This window comes from uncultured Devosia sp., assembly GCF_964244875.1.
Classification (GTDB): Bacteria; Pseudomonadota; Alphaproteobacteria; order Rhizobiales; family Devosiaceae; genus Devosia.
This window is the reverse complement of the sequence record NZ_CAXTKA010000002.1, coordinates 249,148-265,980: the sequence shown is the minus strand read 5'-3', so window position 1 is coordinate 265,980 and position 16,833 is coordinate 249,148. Positions and strand designations below refer to the sequence as shown.

At 64.0% G+C, this 16,833-nt stretch carries 15 protein-coding genes; 8 read left to right on the top strand and 7 right to left on the bottom strand.

Going from position 1 to position 16,833, the window contains the following annotated elements:
• Window positions 1-3: 3 nt before the first annotated feature.
• On the bottom strand, window positions 4-846 hold the full coding sequence (gene dapD / locus ACFE8X_RS03730; protein ID WP_375450110.1) for a 2,3,4,5-tetrahydropyridine-2,6-dicarboxylate N-succinyltransferase: 843 nt from the start codon (window positions 844-846) through the stop codon (window positions 4-6).
• Between the two features lie 136 nt (window positions 847-982).
• On the opposite strand from dapD, the gene ACFE8X_RS03725 reads away from it, so the two are divergent.
• From ACFE8X_RS03725 to ACFE8X_RS03710, 4 genes are all read left to right on the top strand, one after another.
• Entirely contained in the window at window positions 983-1,840 is an 858-nt protein-coding gene (locus ACFE8X_RS03725) for an LOG family protein (RefSeq protein WP_375450109.1), read from the top strand.
• 205 nt (window positions 1,841-2,045) lie between these two features.
• Complete coding sequence (locus ACFE8X_RS03720; RefSeq protein WP_375450108.1) at window positions 2,046-2,684, top strand: methyltransferase family protein; 639 nt, start codon at window positions 2,046-2,048, stop codon at window positions 2,682-2,684.
• A gap of 301 nt (window positions 2,685-2,985) precedes the next feature.
• Entirely contained in the window at window positions 2,986-4,404 is a 1,419-nt protein-coding gene (gene sthA / locus ACFE8X_RS03715; protein ID WP_375450107.1) for a Si-specific NAD(P)(+) transhydrogenase, read from the top strand.
• 185 nt (window positions 4,405-4,589) lie between these two features.
• Entirely contained in the window at window positions 4,590-5,969 is a 1,380-nt protein-coding gene (locus ACFE8X_RS03710) for an FAD-containing oxidoreductase (RefSeq protein ID WP_375450106.1), read from the top strand.
• On the opposite strand, the gene ACFE8X_RS03705 is transcribed toward ACFE8X_RS03710, so the two are convergent.
• Together ACFE8X_RS03705 and ACFE8X_RS03700 are read right to left on the bottom strand one after the other, a co-directional pair.
• Window positions 5,966-6,799 carry a sugar phosphate isomerase/epimerase family protein gene (locus ACFE8X_RS03705; RefSeq protein ID WP_375450105.1) on the bottom strand — a complete coding sequence of 278 codons (834 nt, stop codon included), beginning with the start codon at window positions 6,797-6,799 and terminating at the stop codon, window positions 5,966-5,968. The genes ACFE8X_RS03710 and ACFE8X_RS03705 overlap by 4 nt on opposite strands.
• Before the next feature lie 133 nt (window positions 6,800-6,932).
• Window positions 6,933-7,754, bottom strand: a complete 822-nt coding sequence (locus ACFE8X_RS03700) for an amidohydrolase family protein (RefSeq protein WP_375450104.1) — start codon at window positions 7,752-7,754, stop codon at window positions 6,933-6,935.
• 133 nt (window positions 7,755-7,887) lie between these two features.
• On the opposite strand from ACFE8X_RS03700, the gene ACFE8X_RS03695 reads away from it, so the two are divergent.
• Window positions 7,888-8,619: an SDR family oxidoreductase gene (locus tag ACFE8X_RS03695; RefSeq protein ID WP_375450103.1), complete on the top strand. Its 732-nt coding sequence runs from the start codon at window positions 7,888-7,890 to the stop codon at window positions 8,617-8,619.
• 7 nt (window positions 8,620-8,626) lie between these two features.
• Here the strand turns inward: ACFE8X_RS03695 and ACFE8X_RS03690 are convergent, their stop codons facing one another.
• A complete protein-coding gene (locus tag ACFE8X_RS03690; protein ID WP_375450102.1) occupies window positions 8,627-10,099 on the bottom strand; it encodes a mannitol dehydrogenase family protein in 1,473 nt (490 codons plus the stop codon).
• Between the two features lie 139 nt (window positions 10,100-10,238).
• Between ACFE8X_RS03690 and ACFE8X_RS03685 the strand changes: the two genes are divergently transcribed.
• Complete coding sequence (locus tag ACFE8X_RS03685; protein WP_375450101.1) at window positions 10,239-11,156, top strand: sugar kinase; 918 nt, start codon at window positions 10,239-10,241, stop codon at window positions 11,154-11,156.
• A gap of 9 nt (window positions 11,157-11,165) precedes the next feature.
• Here the strand turns inward: ACFE8X_RS03685 and ACFE8X_RS03680 are convergent, their stop codons facing one another.
• A complete protein-coding gene (locus ACFE8X_RS03680; protein ID WP_375450100.1) occupies window positions 11,166-11,342 on the bottom strand; it encodes a hypothetical protein in 177 nt (58 codons plus the stop codon).
• An 86-nt stretch (window positions 11,343-11,428) separates the two neighbouring features.
• Window positions 11,429-12,343, bottom strand: a complete 915-nt coding sequence (locus ACFE8X_RS03675; protein ID WP_375450099.1) for a VOC family protein — start codon at window positions 12,341-12,343, stop codon at window positions 11,429-11,431.
• 221 nt (window positions 12,344-12,564) lie between these two features.
• Here ACFE8X_RS03675 and ACFE8X_RS03670 point away from each other — a divergent pair, with 221 nt between their 5' ends.
• On the top strand, window positions 12,565-12,987 hold the full coding sequence (locus ACFE8X_RS03670) for an organic hydroperoxide resistance protein (protein WP_375450098.1): 423 nt from the start codon (window positions 12,565-12,567) through the stop codon (window positions 12,985-12,987).
• Window positions 12,988-13,206: 219 nt separating this feature from the next.
• Here the strand turns inward: ACFE8X_RS03670 and ACFE8X_RS03665 are convergent, their stop codons facing one another.
• Window positions 13,207-15,015, bottom strand: a complete 1,809-nt coding sequence (locus tag ACFE8X_RS03665) for an ABC transporter ATP-binding protein (RefSeq protein WP_375450097.1) — start codon at window positions 15,013-15,015, stop codon at window positions 13,207-13,209.
• A gap of 482 nt (window positions 15,016-15,497) precedes the next feature.
• Here ACFE8X_RS03665 and ACFE8X_RS03660 point away from each other — a divergent pair, with 482 nt between their 5' ends.
• The gene (locus ACFE8X_RS03660; RefSeq protein WP_375450096.1) at window positions 15,498-16,739 is read left to right on the top strand and encodes an aminopeptidase; all 1,242 of its coding nucleotides are present in this window, start codon (window positions 15,498-15,500) and stop codon (window positions 16,737-16,739) included.
• The last annotated feature ends 94 nt before the right edge of the window (window positions 16,740-16,833 follow it).

Below are 16,833 nucleotides of genomic sequence, written 5' to 3'. Positions count from 1 at the left end.
CTCTCAATCCCGCAACAGCTCGTTGATCCCGGTCTTGCTGCGTGTTTGCGCGTCCACCGTCTTGACGATCACCGCGCAATAAAGCGATGGCCCCGGCGCGCCGTTCGGCAGCGGCTTGCCCGGCAAATTGCCGGAGACGACCACCGAATAGGGCGGCACCTTGCCGATATGGATTTCCCCGGTCGCCCGGTCGACGATCTTGGTCGAGGCGCCAATGAACACGCCCATCGAGATCACCGAGCCTTCGCCCACGACCACGCCCTCGACCACTTCCGAGCGTGCCCCGATAAAGCAATTGTCCTCGATGATCACCGGTCCGGCCTGCAGCGGCTCCAGCACGCCGCCAATGCCGACGCCACCCGAAATATGCACGTTCTTGCCGATCTGCGCACAGGAGCCCACCGTGACCCAGGTGTCCACCATGGTGTTTTCACCCACATGGGCGCCCAGATTGACAAAGCTGGGCATCAGGATCACGCCCTTGGCGATATGGGCGGAGCGACGCACCACCGCGCCCGGCACGACGCGAAAGCCGGCATCGCGAAACCGGTTCTCGCCCCATCCCTCGAACTTGGTCGGCACCTTGTCCCAATAGGACGAGCCGCCCGGACCGCCGTCGATCATCTGATTGTCATTAAGGCGAAAGCTCAGCAATACCGCTTTTTTGAGCCATTGATTGACCTGCCATTGCCCCTCGATCTTTTCCGCTACCCGCGCCTGCCCGCTGTCCAGCAGCGCCAGCGCCTGCTCTACCGCTTCGCGTACCGCGCCCCCCGTGCCCGCATTGATCTCGGCACGTGCCTCGAAGGCCGCATCGATTGTGTTGGCAAGATCGTTGTGCGACATGGCTTGTCCTTGTGGCGGGCTGTTGGCGCGGGACCATAACGAGGCAACTGCCCCTGTCAATCCGGCGCGCCATGCGGTTGCGCCATCAACAGTGAATTCGGCTGCGCCCCGCGACGCCATCGATTGGAGAGCCGTTTTGGCCAAAGCCCCGCCCACCCCGTTACGCACTGCCGGCCAGGACGCGGCCGTCGCCAAACGCGTTCCCCAGACTCCCCAAACCGAGTCGCCCGCGTTCCGTTTGGCCTATGCCGATGATGATTTCCTGGCCGCCGAGGAAACCCGGGGTATCCGCTTCCAGCTCGAATACATGAAAGCCGAAAGCCGCCTGCGCGAACAGGCCATCACCTCCACCGTGGTGCTGTTCGGCGGCGCCCGCATTCCCGAACCGGGCAAGCCCGCCTGGGCCGCCCGCAACGAAACGCAAAAGGCCAATCTGGAAATCGCGTCGCGCTATTACGACGAGGCGCGCCGCTTTGCCCAATTGGCCGCGCTGACCTCAAGATCGCTCGATTTCAAGGAGTTCGTCGTCGTCACCGGCGGCGGCCCCGGCGTCATGGAGGCCGGCAATCGCGGCGCGGCCGATATCGGCGCCCCCTCGATCGGTCTCAATATCGTGCTGCCCCACGAGCAGGCGCCCAACCACTACGTGACGCCCGCCCTCAGCTTCAATTTCCACTATTTCGCCACCCGCAAGATCCATTTCCTGCTGCGCGCCCGCGCCGTTGCCGTATTCCCCGGCGGCTTCGGCACGCTCGATGAGTTCTTCGAAACCCTGACCCTGATCCAGACCGGCCGCATGGAGCGCGTGCCCCTGCTGCTGTTCGGGGCCGAATTCTGGGGCAAGGTCATCAATTTCCAGGCCCTCGCCGAAGCCGGGACCATTGCTCCCACCGATCCCGACCTGTTCACCATTGTCGACAGCGCCGAAGAGGGCTGGGACGTGATCCGCAAGTTTTATGAGCTGCCGGACGCTGGAGCGGCGCCGGGCTGGTGAAGCGAAGAGCGACGGCTCGACCACTTTCCGGGAATTATCGGTTTTTCGCCAAGCCAGGACGACCTGCCGCGCAATTGCCGACTGTCGATCGAAGCCGCCGTTAAACTTTCATTCAACATCGCCACCGATTTCGATCCTGCGTTGACGGCTTCCTTCAGGTCCGTGGGCTAGGTTCGGCGTGCACTGTTGCTCCGGAGCGTCCGCCATGATTTCAGCTATCCGTCAATCGCCGCATTTTCTGCACGTCCTCGACTTCGGCGAGCGCATCGTTCTGGCAGCGCTGTTCGGCTATATGGTGTGGACGTTCGTCCTGGCCTGGCTGAACGGGGGCTCCATTACCACGACGATCTTGCTGGTTTCGGAAGGCGCGGCACTGGTCTTTGTGCTCCTGCGTCGGTTTACCAACGATATGTCGTTTCATCCCGCCGATTGGGGGCTGGCGCTGGTGGGCTCGGCTGCGCCCCTGCTGGTGCAGCCGACTGGTGCCAACGGGAGTGCCGCGCTGCTCGCGTTCTGCTCTATCCTGATGCTGGTCGGCCTCGTCGTCCAACTTGCGGCCAAGCTGACCCTGCGGCGCAGCTTTGGGGCTGTGGCAGCCAATCGCGGCGTCAAGGTTGGAGGCCCGTACCGGCTGGTGCGCCATCCCATGTATGCCGGTTACCTGATGACCCATATCGGCTTTCTTCTGACCAATCCGAGCGCCCGGAACGCCTTGGCCTATGGCATCTGCTTCATCGCCCAGATTGGCCGTATCATTGCCGAGGAAAAGCTGTTGACCGCCGACAGCAAATACCGTGATTTCGCCGCGCGCGTACGGTATCGCCTGGTTCCCGGCATCTTCTGAGTTGACGGCAGCTTTGCTCGGAGGAGTGGGGCTGACGCGGTGAACACCACTCGACATACCGCCGCTCGACCATAAATCAACAATCGTGCACCCACCTGTCGATGGTGCGGCACTCGTTGCCCAAGCCACGCCGATCTCAGGTCCAGGATTGGCTGGTCTCTGACATCGCGATCAGGACTCCGGCCGATCGCAAGGTCTTGCCCGCGCATCCCAGCCTCTCGCGCCTGGCCATTGCCTCCGCTGCAACGCCAGTGTCACACTGGCGCTGTAACGCCTGCCCGGGCGTGATTTGGGGATACAATTGGAAACTTACGATCTCGTCGTCATCGGCAGCGGCCCGGCCGGCCGTCGCGCCGCCATTCAGGCCGCCAAGCTGGGCAAGTCCGTACTGGTGGTGGAAAACCGGCTTCGCCTCGGTGGCGTCTCCGTCCATACCGGTACCATCCCCTCCAAGACCTTGCGCGAAACCGTGCTCAACCTCTCCGGCTGGCGCGAGCGCGGCTTTTACGGCCTCGCCTATCGCGTCAAGAAGGATATCGAGGGCAAGGACCTCGGCGCCCGCCTGCGCATGACGCTGGACTATGAAATCGAAGTGCTGGAGCACCAGTTTGCCCGCAATGGCGTGCGCACCCAAAGCGGCATGGCCCGTTTTCTCGATACCGGTCGCATCGCCGTCACGGCGCCCGAGGGCGACGAAACCATCGTTGGTTTCCGTGCCGCCGTCATCGCCGTGGGCACCGCGCCCTACCGGCCGGCCAATGTGCCCTTCAACGATCGCTCGGTGCTCGACAGCGACAGCCTGGTCAGCGAGCCGCGCGTACCCCGCAGCCTGACCGTGGTCGGTGCCGGCGTCATCGGCATCGAATATGCCACCATCTTTTCGGCGCTGGACGTGCCGGTCACCATCATCGAGCCCCGCGATTCCATCCTCGATTTCATCGATCGTGAAATCGTCGAGGAATTTACCCACGAGATGCGCAAGCGCGGCATGACCATCCGCTTCGGCTCCAAGGTCGATCATGTCGAACTCGACGAACAGGGCTGGGCCATTGCCGTTCTGACCGATGGCCGCCGTATCCGCTCCGACATGCTGCTCTATGCCGCCGGTCGCACCGGCGCCACCGCCGGCCTCGGCCTGGAAACCTGCGGCATCGTCCCCGTCGATCGCGGCCGCCTCAAGGTCGATCCGGTGACCTTCCAGACCAATGTGCGCAATATCTATGCCGCCGGCGACGTCATCGGCTTTCCTTCGCTGGCCTCTACCTCCATGGAGCAAGGCCGCATCGCCGCGCTGCACGCCTGCGGCGCCGCCATGCCGCCCGCCCCGCAGTTCTTTCCCTATGGTATCTATGCCGTCCCCGAGATTTCCACCATCGGGCTGACCGAACAGGAAGTGCGTGCCCAGGGCATTGCTTACGAAAACGGCATCGCCCGCTTCCGCGAAACCTCGCGCGGCCATATCATGGGGCTGCAATCGGGCATGATGAAACTGATCTTTGCCCTCGATACCCGCAAACTGCTCGGCGCCCACATCGTGGGCGAAGGCGCGACCGAACTGATCCATATCGGCCAGGCCGTGCTCAACCTGGGCGGCACGCTGGATTATTTCGTCGAGAACGCCTTCAACTACCCCACCCTCGCCGAAGCCTACAAGATCGCCGCCCTCGACGCCTGGAACCGCATGCCCCGCACCGTTCCCGTTGCCCCGATATCGGACTAAGGCCCCCTGATCCGGCGCTGCGCGCCACCTTCTCCCACGAGGGGAGAAGGGGATAAAGCCGCAAATTTTCAGTCGACCCCTTCTCCCCTCGTGGGAGAAGGTGCCCGAAGGGCGGATGAGGGGCCTTCCGCCTAGCGCAAACCCTTCCACTTCCCTAAGCTGCCCCTAAAACCACGGGTCCCACCATGAGCGAAACCTTCGACGCCATCATCATCGGTGCCGGCCAGTCCGGCCCTTTCCTTGCGGCAAAGCTGGCCGAAGCCGGCTGGAAGACCGCTCTGATCGAGCGCACCCATCTGGGCGGCACCTGCATCAACGATGGCTGCACCCCTACCAAGACCCTGGTGGCCAGCGCGCGTGCGGCCTGGTCGGCCCGCCATGCCGCCAATTGGGGCGTGAACATTACCGGCCCGGTCACCGTCGACATGAAGGCGGTCAAGGCCCGCAAGGACGCTGTGGTCAATGCCTCGGTGCAAAGCCTGACCGAATGGCTGGGTGGCCTCGAGCATCTCGAAGTCATCTGGGGCTCGGCCCAGTTCGTTTCGCCCAACGCGGTAGCCGTCAACGGGCGCACCCTGACCGCCCCGAAGATTTTCATCAATACCGGCGCCGCCCCCAGCATTCCCGACTGGCCCGGCCTCTCGGACGTCCCCTATCTCACCAATACCACCATGATGGACCTCGACACGCTCCCCGAGCATCTGGTGATCGCCGGCGCCAGCTACATCGCCCTGGAATTCGCCCAGATGTACGCCCGCTTCGGCGCCCGGGTCACCATCATCGAACGCGGATCGCGCCCCGCCTCGCGCGAGGACGAGGACATTTCGGCCGCCATCCGCCAGATTCTGGAAGCCGATGGCGTCTCGTTCCTGTTCGACACCACGGTTCAAAGCGTCGCCAAGGCCGGGCAGGGGGTTCGTCTTGATCTAACCGGAACGGCCGCCAGCACCGTTATCGAGGCCAGCCATCTGCTGATCGCACTGGGCCGCACGCCCAACAGCGCCGATCTCGACCTCCCCGCCGCCGGCCTTGCCGCCGACAAGCGCGGTTACATCCCGGTCGATGACAATCTGCGCACCATCCAGCCTGGCATCTGGGCCATGGGCGACATCAATGGCCGCGGCGCCTTCACCCACACCTCCTACAACGATTTCGAGATCGTCGCCGACAACCTGCTCGACAACGGCAATCGCTCGATTGCCCACCGCATCCCGGTCTATGGCCTGTTCATTGATCCACCTTTGGGCCGCATCGGCCTGTCCGAACACGAAGCCCGCGCCTCGGGCAAAAACGTGCTGATGGGCACCATGCCCATGGCCAAGGTCAGCCGCGCCCGCGAAAGAGGCGAAACCCAGGGCCTGATGAAAGTGCTGGTCGACGCCGAAAGCCACCGCGTCCTCGGTGCCGCCATCCTGGGCATCGGCGGCGACGAAGTCGTCCACGCCCTGCTCCAACTGATGGCCGGCGATTTACCCTATACGGTCATGCAGCACACCGTGCACATCCATCCCACGGTGAGCGAGCTGATCCCCACCTTGCTCGCCGACCTCAAGCCGCTGGACTAATTACTCAGAACTTCCAAGATGAATTCCCGCTCGATTTCGATCCCGTCCCATTCACTGGGCGCGTCGGCATCAAAGATCAGCGTATAGGGCCCCTTGTAGCCGGCCTCTTCCGCCGCCTGCAGACATTGCCCGTAATCGGCCTCGTCCAGCTTGCCATCGGTGAAGCTGCCCTTGGCATGACAGGTTTCCGCCCGCCCGAATATCGCCCGCAGGTCGTCATACTTGCTTGGGCCGCCCCAATTGCCGAAATCCCCATTGAGCCCGATCCGCCCGTCCAGCTTGTCGAGCAGGTAGTGCACCTGCGCCGGTTCGGCCAACAGATCGAACCAGTTTTCCGTCGTCAGCCGCACCGACGAGCCGGCATTGCGCTCGCTCAGCGTGGTGAGCGCCTTGACCGACAGGTCCAGCGCATCGCGCGTCGGCTTCTGCTTGCCCGCGATTACCCGCGCGCGTTCCGCACCCAATGCATTGGCTGTCTCGATCCAGCGCCAGACCCAATCGGTGTCGCGCGCGCTGGTCGCCGGATCGCTGATATCGCCGGCATCGATCAGCAGCGTCTGCAGCGTGACCTCCGCCGTCGCCAGGGCATCGCGCAACTCGCCCAGATAGATCGGATCGTGGCTCGGCAGGTGAAACGATACCAGTTCCAGCCTGTTGATGCCACGGTTGGCGATCGCCGAGGGAATATCGAGCAGTGATTCGCTGCCCTCGCCATAGGTCTCCTGCACCGGCCCGATCGCCTGGCTGTCCAGGTTGTGCGGATAGGTGGTGCCCAGCATGCGGTGCAGCGACCAGGTGGAAACCGCGATGCGGTCGGCGGGGTTGGCCATGGCGAACAGTCCCTTGTGTCTAACGCTGGGGACACTGCGCCGGCCCGATGGCCGGTTCAAGCCATCGGGCACAAAATTTGCGCCGTGCCAGATGGATGGGGTCACCCGTCGCGATCCTGGGCTTGACGAGGAGTCAGACCCCGTAAATCCGTTCCGCATTGCGGTGAAACAGTTTGGCCTGCTCGTCCGCGCTGGCGCCCGTGACGATCTCGCGCGTCGCCTCGACCCAGCGTGTCAGGCTGCCATTGGGTGTCAGTACCGGATGGTCCGACCCCCAGACCACCCGGTCCCAACCGAAACTCTCGATGACATGTTCAACGAACGGGCGCAGGTCCGCCACGCTCCAGTCCGCGCCCGCATAGGCGATGATCCCTGAAATCTTTGCCGCCACATTGGGCAGCCTGGCGATGTCTTTGATGTAGGCCCGCCAAGGATCGCGCTCCTGTGCGGCCACCTTGGGCACCCCGCAATGGTCCAGGATGAACTGCACGTCCGGTGCCCGCTGCGCCAGAAGGCTCCCGAGCGGCAGTTGATCGGCCCGCAGGCACAGATCAAAGCTCAGATCGTAGTCGGGCAGATGCCGGATGTTTTCCACGAACAGATCGCTCTGGCTCACATCGTCGGGCACTTCGTGCAGGATGCGCCGCACGCCCTTGACATGGGCATGTTCGCTCAACTGCTCAATCTGGTCGACAAACCCCATGCCCTCGGGCCGGCAGGCTGCGATCGCCCCCACGATGCCAGGCAAGCTCAAGACGAATTCGGTTTCGGCCATCATGTCCGCAGCCGCCACATCCACCTCCATATGCAGCGCCCCGGTGATCCCCAGCCCGCGTGCTTCGGAAAAATAGGTTTCCACCGGCCAGGCCCGGTTGATTGCCGGCGCTCCTGCCAGCCAGGGATAGGAAAACCGCTCGGGATAGACCAGGTGCAGATGGGTATCGACGATGCGCATGCGCAATTCCTTCGCTGTCGGGCGGGCCTATCGTAACCGGTCACCAGCCAATTGCCAGCGCCTGCCCCTTGACCATGGCACGCCCGACCATCCAGATACCCGTAGCCGTGCCAATACCCAATCAGGAATCCCCATGTCCGATCTGACCGGAAAAATCGTCCTCATCACCGCTGCTGCCCAGGGCATCGGCCGCGCCTCGGTCGAGGCCTTCCGCAAGGCGGGCTGCACGGTGATCGCCACCGACATCAACGCCGAAAAGCTCGAGGAACTGGACGGGGTGCCCGATGTCACCACGCGCGTCCTGAATGTGCTGTCGGCCGAAGCGGTCGCCGCCGCCGTGGCCGCAATAGGGCGCATCGATATCCTGTTCAATTGCGCCGGCGTGGTCCATTCCGGCAGCGTGCTGGAGATGAGCGACAACGACCTCGATTTCGCCTGGGACCTTAACCTCAAGGCGCAGATCCGCACCATCCAGGCCGTGCTGCCCCAAATGCTGGAGCGCCGGGACGGCGCTATCGTCAACATGGCCACGGTCGCCTCCTCGGTCAAAGGCGTGCCCAACCGCGCTGCCTATTCCATTTCCAAGGCGGCCGTGATCGGGCTGACCAAATCCATTGCCGCCGATTTCACCACCCAGGGTATCCGCGTCAATGCCATCTGCCCCGGCACGGTCGACTCTCCCTCGCTGCACGAACGCTGGCACGCCACCGGCGATTTCGAAGCGGCGAAAAAAGCCTTCATCGCCCGCCAGCCCATCGGCCGCATCGCCCGCCCCGAAGAGGTCGCAGACCTCGCGGTTTACCTGGCCGGCGCCACCTACACGACCGGCCAGATTCACGTCATCGACGGTGGCTGGACGGCGTAACTGGATTTCAGGTGTGTGTGAGCGCGGCAACCGTCTGGGCCGCTCCGACTTCGAACAGGCTCTCCAGGTGCTCCACCACCGTGTCGCGGAACACCGCGTTCTCCGGCAGGTCGGTGCCAAAGATTTCGGTCAGCGCCACGAGCCCCTCGAACAGCGCTTCCGGATCGTCGCCGGCTCCGGCGGCAATCGCCATCATCCGCATCGCCATGGGGTCCTTGACGTCGATGCTGTCGCCGTTCTCATCGATGCCGATGACGTAGCGCATCCAGGCGGCGACTCCGAGGCCCAGATGGGCGATGGGGGCACCCGCCTTGAGCCGGTCGCGGATGGTGCCGAGCAGGCGCTGCGGCAGTTTCTGGCTGCCGTCCATGGCGATCTGCCAGGTCCGGTGCTGCAAGGCCGGATTGCCGAAGCGCTCCAGCAGCTGGTCGCGATACGAGGCCAGGTCGACGCCGGGCATGTCGAGCGTCGGGATCGCCTCTTGCGTCATCAAGCCGTGGATCAGCCGCACGAAAGCGGGATCGCCCATGGCCTCGGCCACGTATTGATGGCCCGCAAGATAACCCAGATAGGCCAGGGTCGAATGCGAGCCATTGAGCATGCGCAGCTTCATGCGCTCGAACGGCTCGACATCCTCCACCATTTGCGCACCGGCCGCTTCGAACGGCGGCCGGTCGGCGGGAAAATGATCCTCGATCACCCATTGGGTAAACGGCTCGGTCATGATCGGCCAGGCATCCTCCAATCCCGTCAGCGCGGTGATCATGGCACGATCGGCATCGGCGGTTGCCGGCACGATGCGATCGATCATGGTGCCGGCAAACGCCACGTGCTCGGCGACCCAGGCCCCCAGCTCCGGGTCGCGCAACTGGGCAAAACGCGCCACGATGCGCTTCGTCGTCGGCCCGTTGGAGGGCAGGTTATCGCAACTCATCACGCTGAACGGCGCGATGCCGGCAGCACGGCGCTGCGCCAGGGCCGCCACGATCATCCCCGGCGCGCTGCGCGGGGCGTCCGGATTGGCCAGGTCATGGACGATATCGGGATGGCCGGGGTCGAGTTCGCCGGTCGCCGGAGCGTAGCAATAGCCCTTTTCGGTCACGGTCAGCGACACGATGCGGATTTCCGGCGAGGCCATCAGGTCCAGCAGTTCACGGCGCTGCGTATTGGCGTCGAGCACTCGCAGGATCGAGCCGATGACCCGCGCCTTCGTGCCCGACGCGTCGCGCACCGCGATGGTATAAAGCCCGTCCTGGGGCTCCAGCGCTTCCTTGGTATCGGGCCTCCGCAGGCTGGCCCCGACAATGCCCCAGTCGGGACTGTCCCTGAGCAGGTCATCCACATAAACCGCCATATGAGCGCGGTGAAACGCGCCGATCCCCAGATGCACGATGCCCGGCGTCACGCGGGCGCGGTCATAATCGGGAACGGCGAATGCCGTCGGCGATCCGCTCAGGGTCTTGGCGCTCAGGCGGTTCATGGCGGCAGAATCTCCAAATATCGCGGCGCACCATAATGCCTTCCGATCTTGTATGGAAGGCCGGGAAAATCAGCCGTGCAAGCTTGCGGCACAAGCCGGTTTGACGGCATAAACACCCAACGCAACGGGGAAACCGAGCTTGGCACAACAGCGGTTCGTGAGCATGGGCGAAGCCATGATCGAAATGGCGGGCGGGGAAGACCGGCAATACCGGCTGGGCTATGCGGGCGATACGCTCAACACGGCCTGGTACATGCGCGCGCTGCTGCCACCCGATTGGTCGGTGGATTATTTCACCGCCCTGGGCGAGGATCGCTATTCCGGCGACATGCGCAAATTTCTCGATGCCAACCGCATCGGCACGCAGTTCATCGGCACCGTCAAGGGCCGCCGTCCGGGTCTCTACATGATCCATCAGGAGCATGGCGACCGCCACTTCACCTATTGGCGCGACCAGTCGGCGGCGCGGCTGATGGCCGAGGACAAGGCGGCACTGGCCACGGCGCTCGAAGGCGCCAGCATGGTCTATTTCTCGGGCATCACGCTGGCCATCCTGCATCCGCGGGCACGCGGCCGCCTGCTCGGCGCCATTGTCAAGGCCCGCGAAGCGGGCGCGACCATCGCCTTTGATCCCAATGTGCGCCCGGCCTTATGGAGCAGCGAGCGCGTGATGGGCTCGACCCTGACGGCAGCGGCGAGCCTGTGCGATATCGTCCTGCCCACCCACAGCGACGAAGCGCCGCTGTTTGGCGATGCCAACGCTCAAGGCACCGCCAGGCGCTATCTGGATCTGGGTGTCGCCGAAGTCGTGGTCAAGGATGGCGCCCATCCGGCGGTGATCGCCACCGCCACCGAGCACGTGCAGGTAGCGCCCCAGCCCGGCGCGGTCATGGTGGATGCGACCGGAGCCGGGGATTCCTTCAATGGCGCCTATCTGTCGGCGCGGCTTGCCGGCCAATCGCTGGAGCAGGCGGCCGCTGCCGCCCACCGTGTTGCCGGCATCGTCATCGGCCAGCGCGGCGCCCTGGTCGATCCGGGCCTGTTGGGCTCTGCCTGATCGCGCGCCTTAGGAATGATCCTTGTCGTCGGCGTCGTAGCGCGCCCGGGTCGCGTCCTCGGTAACCTGCTTTTCGCCCGGCGTCCGGGTGCTATTGCGCGACATGCCATAGGCCATGGCCAAGCCGAGCACGATAAGGCCACCAACCAGCGCGATGAGCCATAAAAACGGTCCTGAAGGTTCCATACGCCACACTCCTTTGCCGTTGAACGCCGGCCTGGAGTCATGGTTGCGCGCCAAACCTGTATTGCCCGCCACGAGGGATGGGGGCTCTAGCTCAGCAACTGGATGCGGTTGCCGAACGGGTCCTGGCTCTCGATCCCGCCTGCGACAGCCGATACCGGAGCGCCCACCGCCATCAGCCTCGCCCGGACGCCCTCGAGCGTCGCGATGTCCGGCACCACGATCGTGAACCAGCGCAACCCCGCAGCATCGGCGGGCGGCAGCTTGGCATTGCTCCCCGACCAGGTGTTGAAGGCGATGGTGTGCGGGGCATAATCCAGCCCCACATCCCCCATGCCGAACGAGGTGATGAGCAGCAACCCCGCAAAGCCGATGACGTCGCGATAAAATGTCATGGCCCGATGCAGGTCGGTGACATGGACATGCACATGCCCCACCCGTGTGCCTGCGGGCATGGCGGACGGCACCACCTCCAGCCCGTCAAGTTCACCCAACAGAGCCTGCAGATCGATCGGCTCCCGCCCCGAATGCGGCTTGCCGTCCCGGGTAAGCGCATAATGCCCCAATGCCGGATCGGCCAGGCTCCCCCGCCAGGGCGTTTCAAAGGTGATCTCGATGCCATTGCCGTCGAGGTCCCACAGGTAGATCGCCTCGGACACCAGATGGTCGGTGGGCGAAATGCGCACCGGGTGCTGCAGCGCCCGCACCGCCATCTGCGCCAAAGCGATGCGCGTGGGCACGTGAATGGCAACATGATAGAGCCCGATCGTGCGGGGCACCGACGGGCGGATCGCCCCCGTTTCCAGCACGATCAACGCCACCCCGCCCGCACCCAGCGTCAAAAGATTGCCTGCCTCGGCGAGGACCTCGAGCCCCACCACGTCCCTCCAGATCGCCAACGCCCTGGCGCGGTCGGTGACGGCGATGTGCACCGGCCCCAGCCGCGTGCTCAGCGGCAGGATGGGAGCGGAGCGAACATCGCTCTGGATACTGGCGTCGATCATGATGGCCTCGGGCTTGAGTGCGTAACCTTCGATATAGTCACACGCCCATTTTCCACCATCACTGCCCGATCGAAGGCAGTGTTCGTCACATCTCGGGCAAAGCGGGGCGCGTTTTGCCGTTGCCTGATGTTCAAAAGCCTGCGACTGACGCTGTTGTGTCAACGAAAAAAAGCTACAAGCCGCATGCCTCGTTTGCGGGCGAACCAGATCGGGAGACGAAAATGAAGATCATGTACACGGCCAAGGCGACCTCGACCGGCGGGCGGGCAGGCCATGGCGCGACCGATGACGGCGTGCTCGACGTCACCCTGACCACGCCCAAGGAATTGGGTGGCGATGGCGCCCGCGGCACCAATCCCGAGCAATTGTTCGCGGTGGGCTATTCGGCCTGTTTCCTCGGCGCCATCAAGGGCGCCGCCCGCCAGAGCAAGACCGTTATTGCGGAAGATTCCACCGTCACCGCCGAAGTCAGCTTCCGCGACCGCGACGATGGCGAAGGCTACTGGATCCAGGCAGCGCTTCAGGTGCACCTGCCGGGCCTGGACAAGGCCACGGCCGAGGACGTGGTGCGCCGTGCCCACATCATCTGCCCCTATAGCGAAGTCAGCCGCAACGGTTTCGACGTGACGCTCGACGTGGTCTGAACGTTCTCCTGGCACGATGTTTCTGCTCACCTCGCCCCTCAGGGGAGAGGTCGCCGCGTAGCGGCGGGTGAGGGGTGCGATGCTGCAATACAGCGCTATATCCCAGCATCGCACCCCTCACCCTAGCCCTCTCCCCTGAGGGGCGAGGGGACGATGAAACCGCTAATTTCGATGTCGCCAGCAGAAGAACCGGGACGCCACTCACGTCCCGGCGCTTTCTCAGGCGATCTTGAGCCCGCGCGTCAGCTCCAGCGCCTGCCGCTCGAACAGGCGGCGATAGATACCGCCCTTGAGCCCGATCAAGCTCTCGTGGCTGCCCTCCTCGACGATACGCCCCTTGTCGAACACCAGGAGCCGGTCCAGCGCCCGCACCGTCGACAGGCGGTGGGCGATGACCAGCGTGGTGCGGCCCACCATCAGGCGCTCCATCGCGTTCTGGATCAGCACCTCGCTCTCGCTGTCGAGGCTCGAGGTCGCTTCGTCCAGGATCAGGATGCGCGCATCGGCCAGAAACCCCCGGGCGATGGCAACGCGCTGGCGTTCCCCGCCCGAAAGCTTCACGCCCCGCTCGCCCACCATGGTCTCGTACCCCTTGGGCAGCGACATGATGAAATCATGCGCCGAGGCCTGCCGCGCCGCCAGCTCGATTTCGGCTCTGCCGGCGCCCGGACGGGCATAGGCGATGTTTTCGGCCAGCGACCGATGGAACAGCACCGGCTCCTGCTGCACGATGGCGATCTGCTGGCGCAGCGAGGCCTGCGTTACCTCGGCGATGGACTGCCCGTCGATGACGATGCGGCCAGTATTGACGTCGTAGAGCCGCTGGATCAGCTTGACGAACGTGGTCTTGCCCGATCCCGAATGTCCCACCAGCCCCACCCGCTCGCCCGGCGCGATGCGCACCGAGAAATCCTTGTAGAGCGGCGTCTTGTGCGAGCCGTATTGGAACGTCACGGCCTCGAAGGCGATGGCCCCCTTGCCGATGGCGATCGGCTTGGCGTCGCTCCTGTCGTCGATGCCGAGCGGCTGGCTGTGCAGGGCCACCAGCTCTTCCATGTCGTTGACCGAACGCTGCAGATTGCGCACGTGCTGGCCCACGTCGCGCAAATGCCCCGACAGAACGAAGAACATCGTCAGAACGAAGGTGATGTCGCCCGGCGTGGCCGCGCCTTGCTGCCACAGCCACAGCGCGGTGCCCAGGATCGCCGTTTGCATGATGGCCATCATCAGGCCCTGCACCCCGCCATTGAGCGTGCCGCGCTGCCAGGTGCGGCGGGTGCGCTTGCGCCATTTGCCGATCACATGGGTCAGCCTTGCCTCTTCGCGCGTTTCGGCGCCAAAGGCCTTGACCACCGGATTGCAGCTGACAGCATCGGCCAGCGCCCCGCCCATCCTGGTGTCCCAGGCATTGGCCAGCGTTGCCGCCGGCGCCACGAAATTGACCGACAGCCATACCGTCACGAACACATAGACCAGCGATCCCAGCCCCACCACCAGCCCCATCACCGGCCAGGCCAGCCCCAGGATCACCGAGGCCCCCACCAGCATGGTCAGCGAGGGCAGCAGGGCGGTCAGCAGCACGTCGTTGAGCAGGTCGATTGCGCCCATGCCGCGCGTGATCTTGCGCACGGTGGAGCCGGCAAAACTGTTGGCATGCCAGTCGGTCGAGAACCGCTGTACCCGGTGAAACGCATTTGCCGTCACATTGCTCATGATGTGCAGCGTAAAGGTGATGATGTTGAAAAACACGAACTGGCGCAGCACCACCGAGGTCAGGTACAGCCCCGACATGACGAGGAATGCCGTGACCGCGGCGCCCCAGACCTGTCCATCCTGGCCATTGCCCGATGCGACAGCATCGACCATGCGGCCGGCAAACAGGGGGCTCAGGGCTTCTGCCAGCGTGGCCAGCAGCACCAGCGTACCAATCAGGAGCGCGCGCAGCGGCTGGCGGCGCCAATAGCCAAAGGTGAAGCCGAGCACATTGCGAAAGGCGTCGGCACGAAATCCGAGTTTTTTGGACGACATGATGATGACCCGGCCGCTTTGCGCGCGCCGGCCTTCGAGACTGGATAGAAAGGGGCACAACCGGGACGGGAGCCAAATGATCCCGTCAGATCGGATAGGTTGTGATGGAAAGACCGCGAGCGGCCCGGGATCAATGACCCGGGCGGGCCGCGAATGGGAACCTAACGGCGACGAAGTCGCGGTTTGCCCATGGGGACGCCGGTAAACATGTCTGCCATATAACGCCTCCCCGAACTTCGATATGCTGCGGTGGACGGTTTGTACCCAAACAGTTCACCTTTGCCAACCGGGAAAATCACGGGCATGTGAGAAGTGTTGCAGCATTGCAATAGCCTTGGGCAAACACCCTCGCTCGTGTATCCCCGCGATCCTTCTCTCCCAAAGCAGCTCCAGCCGGCTTTGGCATGTCCATTCTTGCCCTTGCCTTGCCGCGAACGCCCGTTAGGGTACCCGCACCATCAACACCTGCTTCGGACGATCCCATGACCACGACGAACCCCATCGATCCCGTCAAACTCGACAAGCTGGGCGAAGTCGCCATCAAGGTGGGCCTGCAATTGGCGCAGGGGCAGGACCTCATCATCACCGCCCCGATGACCGCGGCGCCGCTGGTGCGCCGCATCACCGAGCATGCCTACAAGGCCGGCGCGGGTCTCGTGACCACCATCTATTCCGATGAGCAGGCTACCCTGATGCGTTACCAGCACGGCAATGACGCCAGTTTCGACAAGGCTGCCGGCTGGCTTTATGCCGGCATGGCCGAGGCCTATCGCAACAATGCGGCGCGCCTGGCGATTTCGGGTGATAATCCGATGATGCTGGCGGGGCAGGACCCGGCCAAGGTGTCGCGCGCCAATCGCGCCAATTCGGCGGCCTACCAGCCGGCCCTGCAACTGATCACCGGGTTCGATATCAATTGGAACATCGTCAGCTACCCCACGCTGGCCTGGGCGAAGCTGGTGTTTCCCAATGACGGCGACGATGTTGCCGTGGGCAAGCTCGCCGACGCCATCTTTGCCGCCAGCCGCGTTGATCGCGATGATCCGATCGCCGCCTGGAAAGAGCACAATGCCAACCTCAAGCAGCGCTGGACCTGGCTCAACGGCAAGAAATTCGCCGCCCTGCATTATACCGGACCCGGCACCGACCTTACCGTGGGCCTCGCCGATGGCCATCGCTGGAAGGGCGGCGCCTCCGAAGCCAAGAACGGCATCACCTGCAATCCCAATATTCCGACCGAGGAAGTGTTCACCACCCCCCATCGGGAGCGGGTATCGGGCTATGTCGCCGCTACCAAGCCGCTATCGCACAATGGTTCGCTGATCGAGGAGATGCAGGGGCGCTTCGAGGACGGCCGGCTGGTCGAGCTCAAGGCCAGCAAGGGGCAGGACGTGTTCAACAAGGTCCTCGACACCGACGAGGGCTCGCGCCGCCTGGGCGAGGTGGCGCTGGTGCCCCATTCCTCGCCGATTTCCGCCTCGGGCATCCTGTTTTTCAATACGCTCTATGATGAGAACGCCTCCTGCCATATCGCTCAGGGCCAGTGCTATGCCGATTGTTTCGTCGGCGGCAAGGAATTGAGCCAGGACCAGATTTTCGCCCAGGGCGGCAACAAGAGCCTGATCCATATCGACTGGATGATCGGGTCGGACAAGATCGACATCGACGGTGTCCACGCCGATGGCACCACCGAGCCCGTCATGCGTCAGGGCGAATGGGCCTAGTCCAAAGCTCGTTTGTTTCCGATCGGCGTCGTCTCCTGGCAAGAGCCATGGCCGGCATCGCTTTGCGGGGCAGGGGCTCCCAACGCCCAATCCC

What these genes read in the sequence shown, in the direction of transcription:
- ACFE8X_RS03690 (WP_375450102.1), bottom strand. Translation starts at nt 10,099, where the DNA reads ATGAACCGCCTGAGCGCCAAGACCCTGAGCGGATCGCCGACGGCATTC.
- ACFE8X_RS03695 (WP_375450103.1), top strand. Translation starts at nt 7,888, where the DNA reads ATGTCCGATCTGACCGGAAAAATCGTCCTCATCACCGCTGCTGCCCAG.
- ACFE8X_RS03720 (WP_375450108.1), top strand. Translation starts at nt 2,046, where the DNA reads ATGATTTCAGCTATCCGTCAATCGCCGCATTTTCTGCACGTCCTCGAC.
- ACFE8X_RS03680 (WP_375450100.1), bottom strand. Translation starts at nt 11,342, where the DNA reads ATGGAACCTTCAGGACCGTTTTTATGGCTCATCGCGCTGGTTGGTGGC.
- ACFE8X_RS03660 (WP_375450096.1), top strand. Translation starts at nt 15,498, where the DNA reads ATGACCACGACGAACCCCATCGATCCCGTCAAACTCGACAAGCTGGGC.
- ACFE8X_RS03705 (WP_375450105.1), bottom strand. Translation starts at nt 6,799, where the DNA reads ATGGCCAACCCCGCCGACCGCATCGCGGTTTCCACCTGGTCGCTGCAC.
- dapD (WP_375450110.1), bottom strand. Translation starts at nt 846, where the DNA reads ATGTCGCACAACGATCTTGCCAACACAATCGATGCGGCCTTCGAGGCA.
- ACFE8X_RS03670 (WP_375450098.1), top strand. Translation starts at nt 12,565, where the DNA reads ATGAAGATCATGTACACGGCCAAGGCGACCTCGACCGGCGGGCGGGCA.
- ACFE8X_RS03710 (WP_375450106.1), top strand. Translation starts at nt 4,590, where the DNA reads ATGAGCGAAACCTTCGACGCCATCATCATCGGTGCCGGCCAGTCCGGC.
- ACFE8X_RS03700 (WP_375450104.1), bottom strand. Translation starts at nt 7,754, where the DNA reads ATGCGCATCGTCGATACCCATCTGCACCTGGTCTATCCCGAGCGGTTT.
- ACFE8X_RS03675 (WP_375450099.1), bottom strand. Translation starts at nt 12,343, where the DNA reads ATGATCGACGCCAGTATCCAGAGCGATGTTCGCTCCGCTCCCATCCTG.
- ACFE8X_RS03665 (WP_375450097.1), bottom strand. Translation starts at nt 15,015, where the DNA reads ATGTCGTCCAAAAAACTCGGATTTCGTGCCGACGCCTTTCGCAATGTG.